This is a genomic window from Micromonospora sp. NPDC000121, from assembly GCF_042899165.1.
Classification (GTDB): Bacteria; Actinomycetota; Actinomycetes; order Mycobacteriales; family Micromonosporaceae; genus Micromonospora.
This window is the reverse complement of the sequence record NZ_JBIAZP010000006.1, coordinates 352,689-370,881: the sequence shown is the minus strand read 5'-3', so window position 1 is coordinate 370,881 and position 18,193 is coordinate 352,689. Positions and strand designations below refer to the sequence as shown.

Annotated in this window: 16 protein-coding genes; 9 read left to right on the top strand and 7 right to left on the bottom strand. The window is 74.6% G+C overall.

Annotated elements, in window-relative coordinates:
* Positions 1–49 precede the first annotated feature (49 nt).
* The gene (locus ACFY23_RS19990; RefSeq protein WP_350680968.1) at positions 50–415 is read left to right on the top strand and encodes a DUF742 domain-containing protein; all 366 of its coding nucleotides are present in this window, start codon (positions 50–52) and stop codon (positions 413–415) included.
* Positions 396–1,019, top strand: a complete 624-nt coding sequence (locus ACFY23_RS19985) for an ATP/GTP-binding protein (RefSeq protein ID WP_350680966.1) — start codon at positions 396–398, stop codon at positions 1,017–1,019. Before ACFY23_RS19990 ends, ACFY23_RS19985 begins: the two co-directional genes overlap by 20 nt.
* A gap of 66 nt (positions 1,020–1,085) precedes the next feature.
* On the opposite strand, the gene ACFY23_RS19980 is transcribed toward ACFY23_RS19985, so the two are convergent.
* The 5 genes from ACFY23_RS19980 to ACFY23_RS19960 are packed head-to-tail and all read right to left on the bottom strand — an operon-like array spanning position 1,086 to position 8,701.
* Positions 1,086–2,174 (bottom strand): uroporphyrinogen-III synthase, encoded by a 1,089-nt coding sequence (locus ACFY23_RS19980; RefSeq protein WP_350680964.1) that lies wholly within the window; start codon positions 2,172–2,174, stop codon positions 1,086–1,088.
* Complete coding sequence (nirD, locus tag ACFY23_RS19975; protein WP_350681010.1) at positions 2,175–2,558, bottom strand: nitrite reductase small subunit NirD; 384 nt, start codon at positions 2,556–2,558, stop codon at positions 2,175–2,177. It lies immediately after the preceding gene.
* Positions 2,559–2,613: 55 nt separating this feature from the next.
* A complete protein-coding gene (gene nirB / locus ACFY23_RS19970) occupies positions 2,614–5,169 on the bottom strand; it encodes a nitrite reductase large subunit NirB (protein ID WP_350680962.1) in 2,556 nt (851 codons plus the stop codon).
* Complete coding sequence (locus ACFY23_RS19965) at positions 5,166–6,605, bottom strand: FAD-dependent oxidoreductase (RefSeq protein ID WP_350680960.1); 1,440 nt, start codon at positions 6,603–6,605, stop codon at positions 5,166–5,168. The genes nirB and ACFY23_RS19965 overlap by 4 nt, the downstream gene beginning before the upstream one ends.
* Positions 6,602–8,701, bottom strand: coding sequence for a molybdopterin oxidoreductase family protein (locus ACFY23_RS19960; RefSeq protein ID WP_387036487.1), 2,100 nt, complete (start codon positions 8,699–8,701; stop codon positions 6,602–6,604). The genes ACFY23_RS19965 and ACFY23_RS19960 overlap by 4 nt, the downstream gene beginning before the upstream one ends.
* A gap of 238 nt (positions 8,702–8,939) precedes the next feature.
* On the opposite strand from ACFY23_RS19960, the gene ACFY23_RS19955 reads away from it, so the two are divergent.
* The 7 genes from ACFY23_RS19955 to glmM all read left to right on the top strand — a co-directional run bounded on the left by ACFY23_RS19955 (position 8,940) and on the right by glmM (position 14,494).
* The gene (locus ACFY23_RS19955; RefSeq protein ID WP_350680956.1) at positions 8,940–9,635 is read left to right on the top strand and encodes a class I SAM-dependent methyltransferase; all 696 of its coding nucleotides are present in this window, start codon (positions 8,940–8,942) and stop codon (positions 9,633–9,635) included.
* A gap of 218 nt (positions 9,636–9,853) precedes the next feature.
* Positions 9,854–10,111 (top strand): DUF6364 family protein, encoded by a 258-nt coding sequence (locus tag ACFY23_RS19950; RefSeq protein ID WP_208417965.1) that lies wholly within the window; start codon positions 9,854–9,856, stop codon positions 10,109–10,111.
* Positions 10,101–10,394, top strand: a complete 294-nt coding sequence (locus ACFY23_RS19945; RefSeq protein ID WP_350680954.1) for a type II toxin-antitoxin system PemK/MazF family toxin — start codon at positions 10,101–10,103, stop codon at positions 10,392–10,394. The genes ACFY23_RS19950 and ACFY23_RS19945 overlap by 11 nt, the downstream gene beginning before the upstream one ends.
* A 133-nt stretch (positions 10,395–10,527) precedes the next feature.
* On the top strand, positions 10,528–11,904 hold the full coding sequence (locus tag ACFY23_RS19940; RefSeq protein ID WP_350681008.1) for an MFS transporter: 1,377 nt from the start codon (positions 10,528–10,530) through the stop codon (positions 11,902–11,904).
* A 191-nt stretch (positions 11,905–12,095) separates the two neighbouring features.
* Positions 12,096–12,539: a 50S ribosomal protein L13 gene (gene rplM, locus ACFY23_RS19935; RefSeq protein ID WP_018720634.1), complete on the top strand. Its 444-nt coding sequence runs from the start codon at positions 12,096–12,098 to the stop codon at positions 12,537–12,539.
* Positions 12,540–12,559: 20 nt separating this feature from the next.
* On the top strand, positions 12,560–13,027 hold the full coding sequence (gene rpsI / locus ACFY23_RS19930; protein WP_350680952.1) for a 30S ribosomal protein S9: 468 nt from the start codon (positions 12,560–12,562) through the stop codon (positions 13,025–13,027).
* Positions 13,028–13,138: 111 nt separating this feature from the next.
* On the top strand, positions 13,139–14,494 hold the full coding sequence (glmM, locus tag ACFY23_RS19925) for a phosphoglucosamine mutase (RefSeq protein WP_350818989.1): 1,356 nt from the start codon (positions 13,139–13,141) through the stop codon (positions 14,492–14,494).
* A gap of 71 nt (positions 14,495–14,565) precedes the next feature.
* On the opposite strand, the gene ACFY23_RS19920 is transcribed toward glmM, so the two are convergent.
* Positions 14,566–15,315 carry an ABC transporter ATP-binding protein gene (locus ACFY23_RS19920; RefSeq protein ID WP_350679827.1) on the bottom strand — a complete coding sequence of 250 codons (750 nt, stop codon included), beginning with the start codon at positions 15,313–15,315 and terminating at the stop codon, positions 14,566–14,568.
* 2 nt (positions 15,316–15,317) lie between these two features.
* The gene (locus tag ACFY23_RS19915; RefSeq protein ID WP_350679829.1) at positions 15,318–18,152 is read right to left on the bottom strand and encodes an FtsX-like permease family protein; all 2,835 of its coding nucleotides are present in this window, start codon (positions 18,150–18,152) and stop codon (positions 15,318–15,320) included.
* Between the last annotated feature and the right edge of the window lie 41 nt (positions 18,153–18,193).

Genomic DNA, 18,193 nt, shown 5'->3' with positions numbered 1-18,193 from the left:
GAGGAGACCGGTGCCAGGAGGCCCGGCCGGGGAGAGGAGGTGATCGCGAATGGACCAACGGCGCGCGGACCCGCGCGGTGCGCTGGTACGGCCGTACGCGGTCACCCGCGGTCGGACCGAGGCGCAGCTGGACATCGCCCTGGAAGCGGTCCTGTCGGCCACTCCCACCCAGGTCGCGGAGTCCCGCTTCGCGGGGCACGACAAGCACCGCATCGCCACCGTCTGCGAGGGGCGGGCGCAGTCGCTGGCCGAGATCGCCGCGTACACCCGGATGCCGCTGGGCGTCACCCGGGTGCTGGTCGCCGACATGGTGGCCGAGAGCCTGCTGACGCTACACACTGCCGCTCCCGCCGAGGGGTTCGAGGAGCGGATGGAAATCCTTGGAAGGGTGCTAAGTGGACTTCGCAGGCTATGACCCCGCCGGGGCCCGCCAGAGCCGGGGAATCGTCTCCGCGAAGATCGTGGTCGCGGGCGGCTTCGGCGTGGGCAAGACGACGCTGGTCGGCGCGATCTCGGAGATCACCCCACTGAGAACCGAGGCGGTGATGACCGCGGCCGGGGTCGGCATCGACGACCCGTCCAAGGTGCCGGGGAAGCAGACCACCACGGTCGCCATGGACTTCGGCCGGATCACGATGGCCGAGGACCTGATCCTGTACCTCTTCGGCACGCCCGGCCAGACCCGGTTCTGGTTCATGTGGGACGAGATCATCAAGGGCGCGGTGGGCGCGGCCGTCCTGGTGGACACCCGCCGGATCACGGACGCCTTCGCGCCGCTGGACTACTTCGAGAACCGCAGGCTGCCGTACGTGGTGGCGTTGAACCGGTTCGACGGCGCGCCGCAGTACGAGCTGGAGGAGGTCCGGGAGGCGCTGGCCATCTCGCAGGACGTGCCGCTGGTGCTGACCGACGCCCGGCACCGGGAGTCGGTCAAGCAGGTGCTGGTGACCGTCGTGGAGCACGCCATGATCCGCCTCCAGGCCGAGCACGGCCGGGGCTTCCCGGCTCCGGTCGGCTGAGAACTCCCACGGCCGGACGGTGCCCGTGGCCGCCCCGGTGCGGGCGGCAGGGGCCGCCCTGCCGCGTCAGTCGACCCGGAGCCGGTAGCCGCGCTTGACGACGGTCTGCACCACCCGGGGTGCCCGCAGCCCGGCGCGCAGCCGGGCCACCGCCATCTCCACCGCGTGCTCGTCGGCGCCGCGCGGCAGCGTCCGCAGCAGCGCGGTCCGGGACAGCACCCGGCCGGGGGAGTGGGCCAGGGCCCGGAGCACCGCCATCGGCGCCGGGGCCAGCGGACGCAACTCGCCGTCGACCACGGCGGCGTGCCCGCGCAGGGTCAGCAGGTGGCCGGCCGCCTTCAGGGTGACCGTGCGGCGCGGCAGCTCGTCGACGATGGTCCGGACCAGGGCGCCCAGCCGAGCCCGGGACGGCGCGCTGACCGGCACCCCGCGCCGCAGCAGCGGCTCCGCCGTGACCGCCCCCACGCAACTGGCCAGCACGTCGCGCCGGAACGCGTCCAGCACCGCGTCGCCGCGCTCCCCGGCGGCGCGCAGCAGCGCCTCCGCCGCCGGGGCCGAGGTGAACGTGACGGCGTCGACCAGCCGGCCGGCGACCAGGTCGATCAGGCGGTGCAGCGGGGCCGGGTCGGTCGGCGGCGCCCACCGGTAGACCGGCACCTCGATCACGGTGGCCCCGGCCGCCTCCAGCGCCATCGTGCACTCCGGCTGCCGATCCCCGTGCAGCTGCATGGCGATCACCTGCCCGGCGACGCCGCGCCGGCACAGGTGGTCGACCACCTCGTCGCAGCTCTCCGATTCCGGTGACCACTGGTCGTGCAGGCCGGCGGCGCGGATCGCCCCGCGCGCCTTGGGGCCCCGGGCCACCACGTACGCGTCGGCGAGCACGCCGCGCAGCGGCTCGGCCAGCCCCCAGCCCTCGGCGGCCTCCAGCCAGCCGCGCATCCCGATGCCGGTGTTGGCCATCAGGATGTCCGGCGGCCGGTCCAGGCAGGCCCGGGTGGCCTCGCGCAGGTCCGTGTCGTCGGCCAGCGGCACGATCCGCAGGGCCGGGGCGATCACCACCCGGGCACCCCGCCGCTGGAGCAGCGCGGCGAGTTCGTCCCGCCGGCGGTCGGCGGTCACCCCGATGGTGAAGCCGGCCAGTTCGTCGCGCATTCACCCCTCCTGTCGCAGCCGCACCTCGACCAGCCCGTCCCGGCAGCGCGCCTCGTGCCGGGTCACGGCGACCCCGGGCAGGTCCAGACAGACCCCGGTGCGCAGGTCGTACGCCTGCTTGTGCAGCGGCGAGGCGACCGTCGGCACCCCGCCCCGGCTACCGACGATGCCCCTCGACAGCACGTACGCCCGGCCGACGGGGTCGAGGTTGTCGAGGGCGAACAGCCCGTCGGCGGTGCGGAACAGGGCCACCTGCACGCCGTCGACCAGCGCCGCGACGCCCCGCTCGGGCTCCAGCCGGTCGAGCCGGCAGACGGGCGTCCAGGCGCGCGGCGTGGCGGCGGGCACGGTGGCGGTCGTCGGCTTCGCGGCGGTCGTCGGCATGGTGGTGGTCGTCGTGGTCATCGCCGTACCTCCGGCACTCCGGTCGTCGTGGTGGTCATGGCCGCACCTCCGGCATCCCGAGCGCGACCGGCTGCTGGCCCTCCGCCCACGGCGCGCGGTCCGCCGGGACCGGCTGGCCGCGTTCCAGCGCGAAGGTGATCGACGGGTCGGGCACCTCGGGGGCGTTGACGAAGGAGGCGAACCGGCGCAGCCGGGCCGGGTCCTCCAGCACGTCCCGCCACTCGTCGGAGTACGACTCGACGTGCCGGGCCATCGCGGCGTCGAGTTCGGCGCACAGGCCGAGCGAGTCGTCCACGATGACGGCGCGCAGGTGGTCGAGGCCGCCATCCATCGCCTCGATCCAGGCGGCGGTGCGTTGCAGCCGGTCGGCGGTGCGGACGTAGTACATCAGGAACCTGTCGACCAGCAGGATCAGCGCCTCGGTGGACAGATCGGTGGCGAAGAGGTCGGCGTGCCGGGGCCGGAAGCCGCCGTTTCCGCCGACGTAGAGGTTCCAGCCGGTCTCGGTGGCGATGATGCCGAAGTCCTTGCTGCGGGCCTCGGCGCACTCGCGGGCGCAGCCCGACACCGCCGACTTGATCTTGTGTGGGGCGCGCAGCCCCCGGTAGCGCAGCTCCAGGGCGATGGCCAGCCCGACCGAGTCCTGCACCCCGTACCGGCACCAGGTCTCGCCGACGCAGGACTTCACCGTGCGCAGCGCCTTGCCGTACGCGTGGCCGGACTCGAAGCCGGCGTCGACCAGCCGGCGCCAGATCTGCGGCAACTGCTCGACCCGGGCCCCGAACAGGTCGATCCGCTGCCCTCCGGTGATCTTCGTGTAGAGCCGGAAGTCGCGGGCCACCTCGCCGATCACGATCAGCTTCTCCGGGGTGATCTCGCCGCCGGGGATCCGGGGCACCACCGAGTAGCTGCCGTCGCGTTGCAGGTTGGCCAGGAAGTGGTCGTTGGTGTCCTGCAACGACGCCTGCTCCCCGTCGAGCACGTGCCCGGCGCCCAGGGAGGCGAGGATCGAGGCGACCACCGGCTTGCAGATGTCGCAGCCGCGCCCCCGACCGTGCTCGGCGACGAGCCGCGAGAACGTGCGGATGCCCCGCACCCGGACGATGTCGAACAGCTCCTGTCGGCTGGCGTCGAAGTGCTCGCAGAGCGCGGTGGACTGCCGCACCCCGGCCGCGTCGAGGAGTTGCTTGAGCATCGGCACGCAGGAGCCGCAACTCGTCCCCGCCCGCGTGCACGCCTTCAGGGCTGGCACGTCCGCGCAGCCGCCGGCGATCGCCGCGTCGACGTCGGCGCGGGTCACCGCGTTGCAGGAACAGACCTGCGCGGTGGCGGGCAGCGCGCCGGCACCCGCGCCCGCCGCGCCCTCCGGGGCGAGCAGCGCCAGCGGAGGCGCGGGCAGCGGGCCGCCGACGCTGGCCCGCAGCGTCGGATACGCGCCCGCGTCGCCGACCAGCACCCCGCCGAGCAGGGTCTTCGCGTCGTCGGAGAGGACCAGCTTGGCGTACACCCGGGTGGCCGGGTCGGTGAACGTCACGTCGAGGCAGCCCGGGGTGGCGCCGTGCGCGTCGCCGAACGAGGCCACGTCCACGCCGAGCAGCTTCAGCTTCGTGGCGGTGTCCGCGCCGGGGAAGGTGGCCGCCCCGCCGACCAGCCGGTCGGCGACCACCTCGGCCATCGCGTAGCCGGGGGCGACCAGGCCGTGGCAGGTGCCGTCGACCGCCGCGCACTCGCCGACCGCCCAGATCCGCTCGTCGGCCGTCCGGCAGGTGCCGTCGACCAGCACCCCGCCGCGCGGGCCGAGCGCCAGCCCGGCGGCCCGGGCCAGCTCGTCGCGGGGCCGGATGCCGGCCGCCACCACCACCAGGTCGGCGTCGACCACCGTGCCGTCGGCCAGTTCCAGCCCGGCGACGGCGCCGTCCGGGCCGGGCCGCACGGCGGTGGTGGCGACGCCCAGGTGGGTGGTCACGCCCAACTCGTCGACGTACCGGCGGAGCATCGCGCCGCCGGCCTGGTCCACCTGCACCGGCATCAGCCGGGGCGCGAACTCCACCACGCTGGTGGCCAACCCCAGCAGCCGCAGCGCGTTCGCCGCCTCCAGCCCGAGCAGCCCGCCGCCGATCACCGCGCCGGTGCGCCGGCCGCGCGCGTGCTCGCGGATCGCCTCCAGGTCGTCCAGCGTCCGGTAGACGAAGACCCCGGGCAGGGACGCCCCGGGCACCGGCGGCACGAAGGCGTACGAGCCGGTGGCCAGCACCAGCGCGTCGTACGGGTGCTCGCCGGCCGCCGTGCGCACCACCCGCCGCTCCCGGTCGACCGCCGTGGCCGGCTCGCCGAGGCGCAGCTCCACCCCGTCGTCGGGGGTGTGCAGGTTCAGTTCCTCGGCGCCCACCCCGTCGAAGAACGCCGAGAGCCGCACCCGGTCGTACGCCGGGCGGGTCTCCTCGGCGAGCACGGTGACCCGCCACCGCCGCTCGGGGTCCCGGGCGCGCAGCGCGTCGACGAAGCGCTGCCCGACCATGCCGTTGCCGACGACGACCAGCCTGCCGCCGCTCGCACTGGGCCTGATGATTCGCTCGCTTCGCTCGCTCATTGCGTCACCTCCACGGAGTCCACCTCGGACAGCCAGGCGACGATGCCGGCGACCGCGTCCCGACAGCCGCCGCAGCCGGTGCCGGCCCGGGTGGCCGCCACCACGGCGTCGACCGTCCGGGCCCCGGAGCGCCAGCAGCTCACCAGCGCCCCCTTGCTGACGGAGTTGCACTGGCAGACGGTCGCCGCGTCCGGCATCAGCGCCGGGGACGCGGCGGGCGTCGCCGGGGCCGCGCCGAAGGCCCGGCCGAGCAGCAGGGACCGCCGGTCGGCCGGCACCGGCTGACCCCGGTCGAAGAGCTGGACGACCGTGCCGACCGCCGGGTTGTCGCCGAGCAGGATCGCGGCGGTCAGCCGCTCGTCGCGGATGCGCAGCCGGGCGTACGTGCCCCGGGCCGGGTCGGCGAAGGTCAACTCCTCGCCGGCCCCGCCGTCGGCCGGGTCGCCCATCGCGGCGAGGTCGATGCCGGCGGCCTTCAGCCGGGTCACCACGGGGCGGGGTCGGTAGCGGGCCAGCGGGTCTTCGCCGGTGAGCATCTGCGCCACCACCCGGGCCTGCGCCCAGGCCGGGGCGACCAGCCCGGTGAGGGCGCCGTCGTGCTGGGCGCAGTCGCCGATCGCCGAGATCCGTGGATCGCTGGTGCGCAGCCGGTCGTCGACCAGCACGCCCCGCTCCACGGCCAGCCCGGCCGCGGCGGCGAGGGCGGTGTCGGGGCGTACCCCGCAGGAGAGGACCAGCAGGTCGGCGGTGAGCGACCGGCCGTCGGCCAGGTCGAGGCGGACCCCGTCGGCGTCCGCGGCCACGCGGGTGGCCGACGCCGCCAGGTGGGTGGTCACCCCGAGGCCGGCGAGCGTGCCGGCCAGCACCGCCGCGCCGGCCGGGTCGAGCTGCCGCTCCATCAGGTACGGCACCGGGTGCACCACCCCGACGTCGAGGCCCCGGGCGGCGAGCCCGCGGGCCGCCTCCAGCCCGAGCAGCCCGCCGCCGAGCACCAGGGCGCTGCGCGCACCCTCGGCGACGGCGAGGATCCGCCGGCAGTCGTCCAGGGTGCGGAACGGGACCACCCGGGCGGGCAGGTCGGGCCCGTCCAGGCCGGGCAGCGGGGGCACCACGGCCCGGCTGCCGGTGGCGAGCACCAAATGGTCGTACGCGATGCGGTCGCCGTCGTCGGTGTGGACGGTGCCGGCGGCCGGGTCGATCGCGGTGACGGTCACCCCGGTACGCAGGTCGACGCCCTGCCCGGCGGCCTCGGCCAGCTCCACGTCCGCCTCGCCGATCCTGCCGGTCAGCAGCGTGGAAAGCATGATCCGGTTGTACGCCCGGTGCGGCTCGGCCCCGAGCACGGTGACCTTCCGGTTCCCGCCCCGGGCGTGCAGCTCGCCGGCCAACCGGGAGCCGGCCATCCCGTTGCCGACGATCACGACGCGGTCGGTCACGGTTCGTCCATCCTTTCCAGCCGGACGGCGCAGATCTTGAACTCCGGCATCCCGGAGACCGGGTCGACGGCGTCGTTGGTGACCGAGTTGGCCCGCGCGGCGCCGCCCCAGTGGAACGGCGCGAAGACGGTGTCCGGCCGGATCGTGGGGCTGAGCCGGGCCGGCGCCCGCAGCTCGCCCCGGCGGGAGACCACCCGCACCGGCTCGCCGTCGCCGATGCCGAGCCGGGCGGCCAGGTCGGGGTGCAGCTCGACGAAGGCGTCTGGAGCGGCCTGGCGCAACGCGTCGACCCGGCGGGTCTGGGTGCCGGACTGGTACTGCGCGAGCACCCGGCCGGTGGTGAAGTGCAGCGGGTACTCGGCGCACACCTCCTCGGCGGCCGGCCGGTGCTCCACCGGGTGGAACCGGGCCCGCCCGTCGGGGGTGGCGAAGCGGTCCGCGAAGAGCCGGGGCGTGTCCGGCCCGTCCTCGGCCGGGCAGGGCCAGAACAACCCGTCGCGCTCGTCGATCCGCTCCCAGCTCACTCCGGCGTAGTCGGCGATCCCGCCGGCCGACGCCCGGCGCAGCTCCTCGAACACCACCCGCGGATCGCTGTCGTCCACCCCGCCGGCACCACCCGGGCTGGGTGCAAGGAAGGGAACCTTCCTATGCGGAATCCGATAAGAGGGTGCCCTTCCTTGCGCCTGGAGGCCGGCGGTGAGGGCGGCGAGGATCGCCAGGTCGGTGCGGACGCCGGGGGGCGGTGGGCGCAGGGCCCGGCGGCGCAGCACCCGGCCCTCCAGGTTGGTCATCGTGCCGTCCTCCTCGGCCCACTGCGCGGTGGGCAGCACCACGTCGGCCAGCGCGGCCGTCTCGGAGAGCAGGAAGTCGGCGACGACGAGCAGGTCGAGGTCGCGCAGCCGGCGTTCGATCCGGGCGGCCCGGGGCGCGGAGACCACCGGGTTGGAGCCGAAGACCAGCAGCGCCTTCGGCCCGGCCGACGTGCCCAGCGAGTCGAGCAGTTGGTACGCCGGCACGCCCGGCCCGGGCAGCTCGTCGGCCGGTACGCCCCAGACGCCGGCGACGTGCTCCCGGGCGGCGGGGTCGTCGATCCTCCGGTAGCCGGGGAGCTGGTCGGCCTTCTGCCCGTGCTCCCGCCCGCCCTGCCCGTTGCCCTGGCCGGTCAGGCAGCCGTAGCCGGAGCCGGGGCGGCCGGGCAAACCGAGGGCGAGCGCCAGGTTGACGAAGCCGGTGACCGTGTCCACGCCCTTGGCGTGCTGTTCGGCGCCCCGCGCGGTCAGAATGATCACGCGTTCGGCGGTGCCGAGGGCCCGGGCGGTCGCCTCCAGGTCGGCCACCGGCACCCCGGAGAGTGCCTCGGTGCGGGCCGGCCACCAGCCCGCCACGCTGCGGCGGACCGCCTCGAAGCCGGTGGTGCGGGCGGCCACGTAGTCCCGGTCGACCCAGCCCTCGGTGAGCGCGACGTGCAGCAGCGCGTTCGCCACCGCCAGGTCGGTGCCGGGCAGGGGTTGCAGGTGCAGGTCGGCCTGCCGGGCGGTGGCGGTGACCCGGGGGTCGACCACGATCAGCCGGCCGCCGCGCTCGCGCTGCTCGGTCAGCCAGCGCACCAGGGGAGGCATGGTCTCCGCCGGGTTCGCGCCGACGAGCAGCAGCGTGTCGGCCCGGCCCAGGTCGGCCAGCGGGAACGGCAGGCCCCGGTCGACGCCGAAGGCGCGCATCCCGGCCGCCGCCGCGGAGGACATGCAGAACCGGCCGTTGTAGTCGATGTGTCGGGTGCGCAGCGCCACCCGGGCGAACTTGCCGAGCGCGTACGCCTTCTCGTTGGTGAGCCCGCCGCCGCCGAAGACGGCCACCGCGTCCCGGCCGTGTCCATCCTGGACGGCCCGGATGCCGGCGACGATCCGGTCGAGGGCGGCGTCCCAGCTCGCGGGGCGTAGCTGGCCGGTGTCGGGGTCGCGCAGCAGCGGGGTGGTCAGCCGCTCGGGGTGGTCGAGCAGCTCGGCGGAGGTCCAGCCCTTCTGGCAGAGGCCGCCCCGGTTGGTGGGGAACTGCCGGGGGAGCACCGCCACCCGGCCGGCCTCCTCGCGCAGCGTCATGCCGCACTGGAGGGCGCAGTACGGGCAGTGCGTGGCCACCTCCCGGGGCGTTCGCCCCGCCCGTGTCGCCGCCCGCGCACCGTCCGTCATGTCGGCAAAGCGTGCCGGCGGGCGGTTTCCGGTCCGGGTCTCGTTTGTTTCGGTCCTGTCAAGAGCCCCTCACACCGCACCGGAGCGGCGCGCCGAATCGCGGCGTTTACAATATGAGACAACTGTCCCGGGATTTGGGAGATGCGACATGGGTGTGAGCGAGGCCTTCGACGCGGTGGCCGGCAGCTACGACGAGGCCCGCCGGCGGCTGGTGCCCTGCTTCGACGCCTTCTACGGCACGGCCGTCGAGGTGGCCGCGCCGCCGCTGCGGGCCGCGCTCGCCGCGGGTCGCACCCCGGAGGTGCTGGACCTGGGCGCGGGCACCGGGTTGCTGTCGCTGCTGCTCGCGGCGGCGGTGCCGGGGGCCCGGCCGACCCTGGTCGACGGCGCGCCGGCCATGCTCGCCGTCGCCGCCGACCACCTGCGGGCCCGCGGGGTGGCGCACCGGACGGTCCGGGCCGACCTGGCCGACCCGCTGCCCGCCGGCCGCTACGACGCGGTGGTCAGCGCGCTGGCCATCCACCACCTCGACGACGCCGGCAAGCGCGACCTCTACCGGCGGGTGGCCGGGGCGCTGGCCCCCGGTGGCGTCTTCGTCAACGCCGAGCAGGTCGCCGGCCCCACCCCCGCGCTCGACCGGCGCTACCACGACGTGTGGTTGGCGCAGGTCGCGGAGCTGGGCTCCGACGCCGACGAGATCGCCGCCGCCGAGGGCCGGATGGCGTACGACCGGCCGGCGCCCGTCGCCGAGCAGTGCCGCTGGCTGACCGAGGCGGGCCTGGTCGACGTCGACTGTTTCTTCAAGCAGTGGCGGTTCGCCGTGTTCGGCGGCCGTCGTCCCTGACCCCGCTGCGTTCCTGGCCCCGCTGCCTTCCTGACCCCGCGGACGCCGGCCACACCACGTCCGTTCCTGAACCGGCCCGCCGTGCCGGGCCCGGTCACAGGCCGGGTCATCGCCCGCGGCGAGACCGTCCCGCCCACCCCCGCCGGCGTCTTGTCCGGTTTTCCGCCAACAGGAACGCGGGATGACTGGCGGTCATACCAGTGGGTAATCTGCTCGGCATGACTGCCAAGGTGACCCTGTCGTTCTCGGACGAGACGATCGAGGAGGCCCGGCGGTTCGCGAAGCGCGAAGGGCTCTCCCTGTCGGCGTGGATGGACCAGGCGGCCCGGGAGAAGGCGCTGCGCGAGGTCTTCACCGCGCACGCCGCCGCCGTCGGTCGGGCCGGGCTCGACCTCGAGTCCGCCGCCCTCGCCGACGCCCGCGAGGTGGGCATGGTCGACGACGTGCTCTTCGGCGGGCGCCCGCGTGCTGCGTAGGGGCGAGGTCTGGCGCATCGACGGCGCCCGGGAACGGCTCGGGCTGGTGATCAGCTCCGACGTCTACAACTCCACCGACGTGCCGATCGTCATCGTGGCCGAGGTGGTCGAGGAGGCGCTGCTGCGCGACTCGCCCCTGGCGGTGCCGATGGGCGCGTACGTGGTGATGCCCGACCGGCTCTCCTCGCCGATGAAGAAGTGGTTCACCGAGTGCGTGGACGTCGCCGACACCGAGACCATGCTCCGGGTCGGCCGGGCGTTGCGCATCCTGCAACAGCTCTGACATCTCACCGGCGGGGCCCGGCCGAGGTGCGATCCTCGTTTCCGGCCCGACCCGCGACGGGCACCGTGGGGTAATCCCGGATTCCTAGCGTCCCTCCAGGTCACATCGACGAGGAGGAGTCGCCGTGAGCGCACTGGCCCCCACCACACCCCTGGCCGAGGCCGCCCCGGCCGCCGCCGGGCGCCGGCACCGCATCGACGACTGGCGCCCCGAGGACCCGGAATTCTGGCGTACGACCGGCGCGCCGATCGCCCGGCGCAACCTCTGGGTCTCGATCTTCGCCGAGCACGTGGGCTTCTCCGTGTGGAGCCTGTGGTCGGTCACGGTGCTCTTCCTCGGCCCGCAGTACGGCATCGACCCGGCGGGGAAGTTCCTGCTCACCGCCGTGCCGGCCGCGCTGGGGGCGGTGCTGCGGCTGCCCTACACGCTGGCCGTGGCCCGCTTCGGCGGGCGGAACTGGACCATCGTCAGCGCGCTGCTGCTGCTCGTCCCGGCCGTGCCGATGACCGTGCTGCTGGAGCCGGGCGTCTCCTACACCACGCTGATGGTGCTGGCCTGCCTGACCGGCGTCGGCGGCGGCAACTTCGCCTCCTCGATGGCGAACATCAACCTCTTCTACCCGCAGCGGCTCAAGGGGCGGGCGCTCGGGCTCAACGCCGGCGGCGGCAACCTCGGCGTGCCGGCGGTGCAGTTGGTCGGGCTGGCGGTGCTGGCGACGGCGGGCGCCGCGTACCCCCGGCTGGTGCCGGCGGTCTACCTGCCGCTGATCGTGCTGGCCGCGCTGGCGGCGGCGCGCGGGCTGGACAACATCCCCGGGGCGCGCAACGAGCCGGGCGCGCTGCGCGAGGCCGCCCGCGACCCGCACACCTGGATCATGTCGCTGCTCTACATCGGCACCTTCGGCTCCTTCATCGGCTTCGGCTTCGCCTTCGGGCAGGTGCTCCAGCTCCAGTTCGCCGACCGCTTCCCGACCCCGGTCGACGCCGCCTGGCTGACCTTTCTCGGCCCGCTGATCGGCTCGCTGGTCCGGCCCGTCGGCGGCCACCTCGCCGACCGGCTGGGCGGGGCCCGGGTGACCTTCTGGAACTTCGTCGCGATGGCGGTCGGCGCGTCGCTGGTGCTCTTCGCCGCCCGGGAGCGGTCGTTCGGGCTCTACCTGCTCGGCTTCCTGTCGCTGTTCGTGTTCTCCGGGATCGGCAACGGCTCGACGTACAAGATGATCCCGGCGATCTTCCGGGCCCGGGCGGCGGACGCGGTGGACGCGGGCCGGCGGGACGCGGCCGCCGCGCGGCGCTGGGCCGGGCGGATGACCGGGGCGCTGATCGGCATCGCCGGGGCGGTCGGTGCCGCCGGCGGGGTGCTGGTGAACATCGCCTTCCGGCAGTCGTTCCTCACCCAGGGCAGCGCGGACGCGGCGTATGTCGCCTTCGTCGTGGCGTACGTCGTGTGTTTCGGGGTGACCTGGTCGGTCTACCTGCGGCCGGGCCCGCGCCGGCTGGCCGGGGTGTGACCCGGGCCATGCTTCCGCCGCAGGTCAGGCGGGGCGGCACCCCGTTTTGACCTGCCGACGGGGCGGCGGGTATCGTTGCCTGCTGTTGTACGACATCCAGAGGCGTGCCGCCTGAGGTACGCTTGGTCGTTCGTGCGCGCCTGGTCACCTCGGCGCGCGACCCCAGACCGACGACGAGACAAGGTAGACCTGTGCGTACGTACAGCCCGAAGCCGGGTGAGATCGAGCGTCAGTGGCACGTCATCGACGCCTCTGATGTCGTGCTGGGCCGCCTGGCCACCCACGCCGCCACGCTGCTGCGCGGCAAGCACAAGCCGACTTTCGCGCCGCACGTCGACACGGGCGACTTCGTCGTCATCGTGAACGCGGGCAAGGTGGCGCTGACCGGCAACAAGCGGCAGCAGAAGATCGCCTACCGCCACTCCGGTTACCCGGGTGGTCTGAAGCAGGTCGGCTACGACGAGCTGCTGACCAAGCGTCCCGAGCGGGCCATCGAGCTCGCCGTCAAGGGGATGCTCCCGCACAACAAGCTCGGCCGTAAGCTCATCAAGAAGCTGAAGGTCTACGCCGGTGCCGAGCACCCGCACGGCGCGCAGCAGCCGGTGCCGTTCGAGATCAAGCAGATCGCGCAGTGAGCGCGGGCGAAGGAATCAGCATGACCGACATCACCGCCACCGAGGTTGCCCCCGAGGAGGCCACCGAGGCGCCGGCGCCCGTCGCCCGCGCGCCTCGTGGTGACCGGCCGATCCAGACCGTGGGTCGCCGCAAGGAGGCCATCGTCCGGGTCCGCATCGTGCCGGGCACCGGCAAGATCACCTGCAACGGTCGGGACCTCGAGGCCTACTTCCCGAGCAAGGTGCACCAGCAGCTGATCAAGGACCCGCTGGTCACCGCCGAGAAGCCGGAGGCGTTCGACGTCATCGCCAACCTGCGTGGCGGCGGCACCACCGGTCAGGCCGGCGCGCTCCGGCTGGCCATCGCCCGGGCCCTGATCGTCAGCGAGCCGGACGACCGTCCGGCGCTGAAGAAGGCCGGCTTCCTCACCCGGGACGCCCGGGTCAAGGAGAGCAAGAAGTACGGCCTCAAGAAGGCCCGTAAGGCTCCCCAGTACTCGAAGCGCTGACCTTCAGCGGCACGTTGTACTTCTGACGAACGGCCGGGTCGCCTCCCCTTGGCGGGAGGTGGCCCGGCCGTTCGCCTTTTCCCTGGACCGTTTCATCGGAGGTTGGCGGGTATGGGTCGGTTGTTCGGCACGGACGGCGTACGCGGGCGGGCGAACGCGGATCTCACGCCCGAGTTGGCGCTCGCGGTGGCGGTCGCCGCCGCGCACACGCTCGCCGAGTCGGACAAGAGCCATCCCCCGCTCGCCGTGGTCGGCCGGGACACCCGGGCCAGCGGCGAGATGCTGGAGGCCGCCGTCGTGGCCGGGCTCACCAGCGCCGGCGCCAACGTGGTGCGGGTGGGCGTCCTGCCGACCCCGGCCGTGGCGTTCCTCACCGCCGAGGCCAAGGCCGACCTGGGCGTGATGCTGTCGGCCTCGCACAACCCGATGCCGGACAACGGGATCAAGCTCTTCGCCGCCGGCGGGCACAAGCTGCCCGACGAGATCGAGATGCAGATCGAGGCGGCCGTCGAGGCGAACGCCACCAGCGCCTGGGAGCGGCCGGTCGGCGCCGGCGTCGGCCGGGTGCACGACCTGCTCGACGGCGCCGACCACTACGTGCAGCACCTGGTCGGCACCGTGCCGCACCGCCTGGACGGGATCAAGGTCGTGGTCGACTGCGCCAACGGCGCGGCCGCCGAGGTGGCCCCGGTGGCGTACCGGGAGGCCGGCGCCGAGGTCGTCGCCATCCACGCCGAGCCCGACGGCCTCAACATCAACGACGACTGCGGCTCCAACCACATCGAGGCCCTGCGGGCCGCGGTCGTCGAGCACGGCGCGCACCTGGGCATCGCCCACGACGGCGACGCCGACCGCTGCGTCGCGGTGACCGCCGACGGCGACGAGGTCGACGGCGACCAGGTGATGGCGATCCTCGCCCTCGCCATGCGGGAGGCCGGCACGCTGACGCAGGACACGCTGGTCGCGACCGTGATGAGCAACCTGGGCCTGCGCCTGGCGATGTCCCGCGAGGGCATCCGGCTGGTCGAGACCAAGGTCGGCGACCGGTACGTGCTGGAGGAACTGCGGGCGTCCGGGCTGGCGTTGGGCGGCGAGCAGAGCGGCCACATCGTGATGCCCGCGTACGCCACCACCGGCGACGGCGTGCTGACCGGGCTGCACCTGATGTCGCGGATGGCGGCGACCGGCAGGTCCCTGGCCGAGCTGGCCGGCGTGATCACCCGGCTGCCGCAGGTGCTGGTCAACGTCCCCGTCGGCGACCGTACGGTCGGCGCGGCGGCGCCCGCCGTCCGGGCCGAGGTCGAGCGGGCCGAGGCGGAGCTGGGGGAGACCGGCCGGGTGCTGCTGCGCCCCTCTGGCACCGAGCCCCTGGTCCGGGTGATGGTCGAGGCCGCCACCGAGCACACCGCCCGGAGCGTCGCCGAGCGCATCGCCCAGCAGGTCCGCACCGCCAGCCCGACCGCCTGACTTCTCCCGTCGGCCCGGGCCCGCCACCGGCGGGCCCGGGCCGACGCCTTCGCTGAGGTCGGCGACCGGCTCTACAGGCGCAGGCCCGCGGCGCGCTGGAAGGTGGCCGCCGGGTCCTCGCCGTCGGTGAGGTCCACGTCCTCGACGACCTGCCCGTCGCCGAGGCGGATCAGCCGGTCGCACCGGGCGGCCACCGCCCGCTCGTGGGTGGCGAGCAGGATCGTCATGCCGTGCCGGTCGCGCAGGTCCAGCAGCAGGTCGAGGATCTGCGCGCCGGTGGCCGAATCGAGGTTGCCGGTCGGCTCGTCGGCGAGCAGCAGCCCGGGGGAGCCCATCAACGCCCGGGCGATCGCCACCCGCTGCTGCTGACCGCCGGAGAGCTGGGCCGGCAGGGCCCGCTCCCGCCCGGCCAGGCCCACCGCGTCGAGCAGCTCCCGGGCCCGGGCGGCGTGGTCGGCCCGGCCCCGGCGGGGCAGCACCGGCGCGATCACGTTGTCCAGCACGGTCAGCGCGGGCAGCAGGTGGTAGCGCTGGAAGACGAAGCCCACCCGCTGCCGGTACCGGGTCAGGGCGGACCGGCCGAGCCCGGTGATCTCCAGGTCGTCCACCGTGATGGCGCCGGCGTCGACCTGCTCGATCGCGCCGATCGCGTGCAGCAGCGTGGACTTCCCGGAGCCGCTGGGCCCGGTCAGCGCCACCACCGCCCCGGCCGGAATCTCCAGGGACACGCCGTCGATCGCGGTCACCTGCTGCGGACCGGCCCCGAACCGTCGGACCAGCCCGGCGACCCGGACCGAGCTGCCCACCGTCGTCGTCTCCATCGTCACTCCTCCGCGAGCAGTCGTGCGGTCGGCAGCCGGCGCAGCAGCGCGGCCGGGACCAGGGCGGCCATCGAGGTGACCAGGACACCGGCCACCGCCGCCAGCGCGGCGACCGTGACCAACGTGCCGGGCACGGCGCCGACCAGCCAGGCTGCCCCGGCCAGCCCGAGGCCGGCGCCGCTGACCGCGCCGAGCAGCCCGAGGGCCAGCCCCTCGTACCCGATCAGGCGGCCCAGCGCGGCGTCGCTCCAGCCGACCGCGCGCAGGGTGGCCAACTCGGCGGCCCGGTCCCGGATGTTCAGGTAGAGCACGTCGGCGACCGCCGCGGCACCGAGCAGCACCGTTGCGACGGCGGCCATGGTGTCCGCGCCGCGCACGCTCAGCGACACCGTGTCGCCGAGCAGGCTGCCGACGATGGCGCCGCGGAAGGCGTACCCTGCCGCGGCGACCAGGGTCAGCGCGGCCACCCCGATGGCCAGGGCACCGGCCCCGAGCAGGGTGCGGCCGGGCGTGCGGGCCAGGTTGGCCAGGGCCAGGCCGGACAGGGTGCGCGGTCGGCGTACCCAGCGGGGGGTCGCCACCGCCGGGCGCAGCGCGGCGGCCGGGTGGGCACGCGCGGCCCGTAGGGCCGGCGTCAGGCCCGCGACCAGCGCCAGCAGCAGCGCCACCGGTACGGCCAGCAGGGCCCGCCGCCACCCCACGTCGATGCCGAGCGCGGCGCCGAGCGGGACCGCCAGCGCCAGCGCGAGCAGCCCGGCGGCCAGCCCGAGGACGGCGACCTCGCCGAGGATCAGCGCGCCGATCCGCCGGGCCGGCCAGCCCAGGCAGGCGAGCACCGCCAGCTCGGACCGGCGGTCCCGGACGGCGGCGGCGACCGCGTTGCCGAGGAAGAGCGCGCAGACCACCAGCACCAGCACGAAGAGCGCGGCGCTCTTGCGGTCCACCGCCTTCGTGATCACCGAGGCGACCCCGAGCGCCGACCAGTTCTCGGCCAGCCGCAGCGCCGGCCGGCCGAACGACCCGGCGGGCAGCTCCACGGCCTGCGGAGCCGGGGACGAGCCGAGCGTGATGTCGACGTCTAGCCCGGTGACCTGGGCGATCCGCTCGGCGACCAGCCGGACCTGTTCGGCGGCGTGCTCGCTGTAGCCGCCCACGTCGGCGACCCGGACCCGGATCGCGCTGATCGGGGCTTTCGCCTGCGGACTGCCGCCGCCCGCCAGCAGCGTCGGCACGCTGTCCAGGCTGGTCAGCAGCAGCGGCGGGGCGGCGAGGTAGCCGGCGGGATTGCCGCTCGGCTCCAGCGGCCGCCCGCCCAGCGCGTCCCGGCTGGCGGCGTCGGCGCCGGCGGCCCGCGGCGGCTCGTACGTCTCCAGCGGCACCTTGCCCAGGTCGCTGAACCCGGTCAGCTTCTCCGGGTCGAAGACCCCCACCGCCCGCCATTCGCGCCAGAGGGGTGTCTTGGGGGTCGACTTCTCCAACGGCAGCTCGCGCAGCGGGCGGGCACCGACGTCCTCCGTCAGCCAGGGACGCGGGTACGGGTTGAAGTCCTGCTGCCCGCCGTAGAGTTCGGGGGCGGCCGGCGGGAGTGGACGGACCCGCAGGGTGCCGTCGGGGAGCCGGTCGTACTCCGCGGGCCCGGCCTGCACGATGTCCTGAAGCTGGCCGTAGCAGCAGCCGGTCGGGGAGAAGCCCTCGGCCAACCGGGAACGCCAGCCGGAGACGACGTCGGCGCTGGCGTCCCCGGCGGGGATCGCCGGCCCCCGCCGCAGTTCCCGCTCCAGATCGGCCAACGGCACGCCACCCGGGCGCGCGGCGGGCAGCCGCGTGGCGCCGACGCGCAGCTCCTCGTCGAGGAAGGGACGGCTGGTCGTGAGGACCGGGACGGTGTGGTGGCCGATCCTGCTTCCCTCGACGACCGAGTCGTCGGGACGGAGCGCCCGCCCCTCGACCACCGTCCCGGCCAGGCCGACGAGCCGGTCCTCGGCGGCCGGGTCCACCGCGGCCAGCAGGAAGGGCACGGTCAGGTTGTACCGGATCCGGAGCCGGTCCGAGGTGGTCACGTAACCCGGCCCGTGACCCTCGCCGTCGGCGAGGACATTGACGTGGGCCTCGAACCGGCCGTCGGGCAGCAGCCGCACAGGCATCACCGCCCAGTCCTCCCGCTCCGAGTAGGCGCCCGGACTGCCCATGGCGTACCGCGGGTCGCAGATCAATTGGGTCCGGCCGCCGGGCAGGACCTCGCGTGGGGAGGGGCCGCACGTTTCGTCCCAGGGGTAGCTGCGGCCGTCGGTGTAGGGGGTGGCGTCGGCGCTGGAGACCTGGTCCTCGCGGGCGTGGATGATCGGGTGTTTGGTGACGTACAGGTACCGGGCGCGGCCCGGGGCGGTGGAGAGGCCGCGCTCGGCGACGAAGCGCGGGTCGATCCGGATGACCTGCTGGTCGAGCGAGCGGTCGACGGCGTCGGTCAGGTCCATCGCGGTGGCGACGGGGGCGGTGGAGTAGCCGAGCATGGCGATGGGGGCGGCGACGTCCACCCCGGTGAGGGCCTTCACCTGGTCGTACTGCGCCATGGTGATGCCGCCGAAGAGACCGGAGAGGTAGTTGGGCTGGACCAGCCGGCGCTCGGCCTCCAGCGGCGTCCGCGCGCCCTTCGGACGGACCAGGATGTCGTAGGCGGCCTCGGTGTGCCGCTCGACGGCGCCGGTTACCTCGAGTCGGGAGGTGGTGGTGGCGCCGGTCAGGACGACGAAGCCGGTGGTCGCCACCAGCACGCCGACCAGCAGCGCCACCGACCGTCCCGCACGGCCACGTAGCTGCTTCCAGATGATGTTCAGCATGTCGCGCCTCCCCGTGTGCTGAACACACTGTGCGCGATACA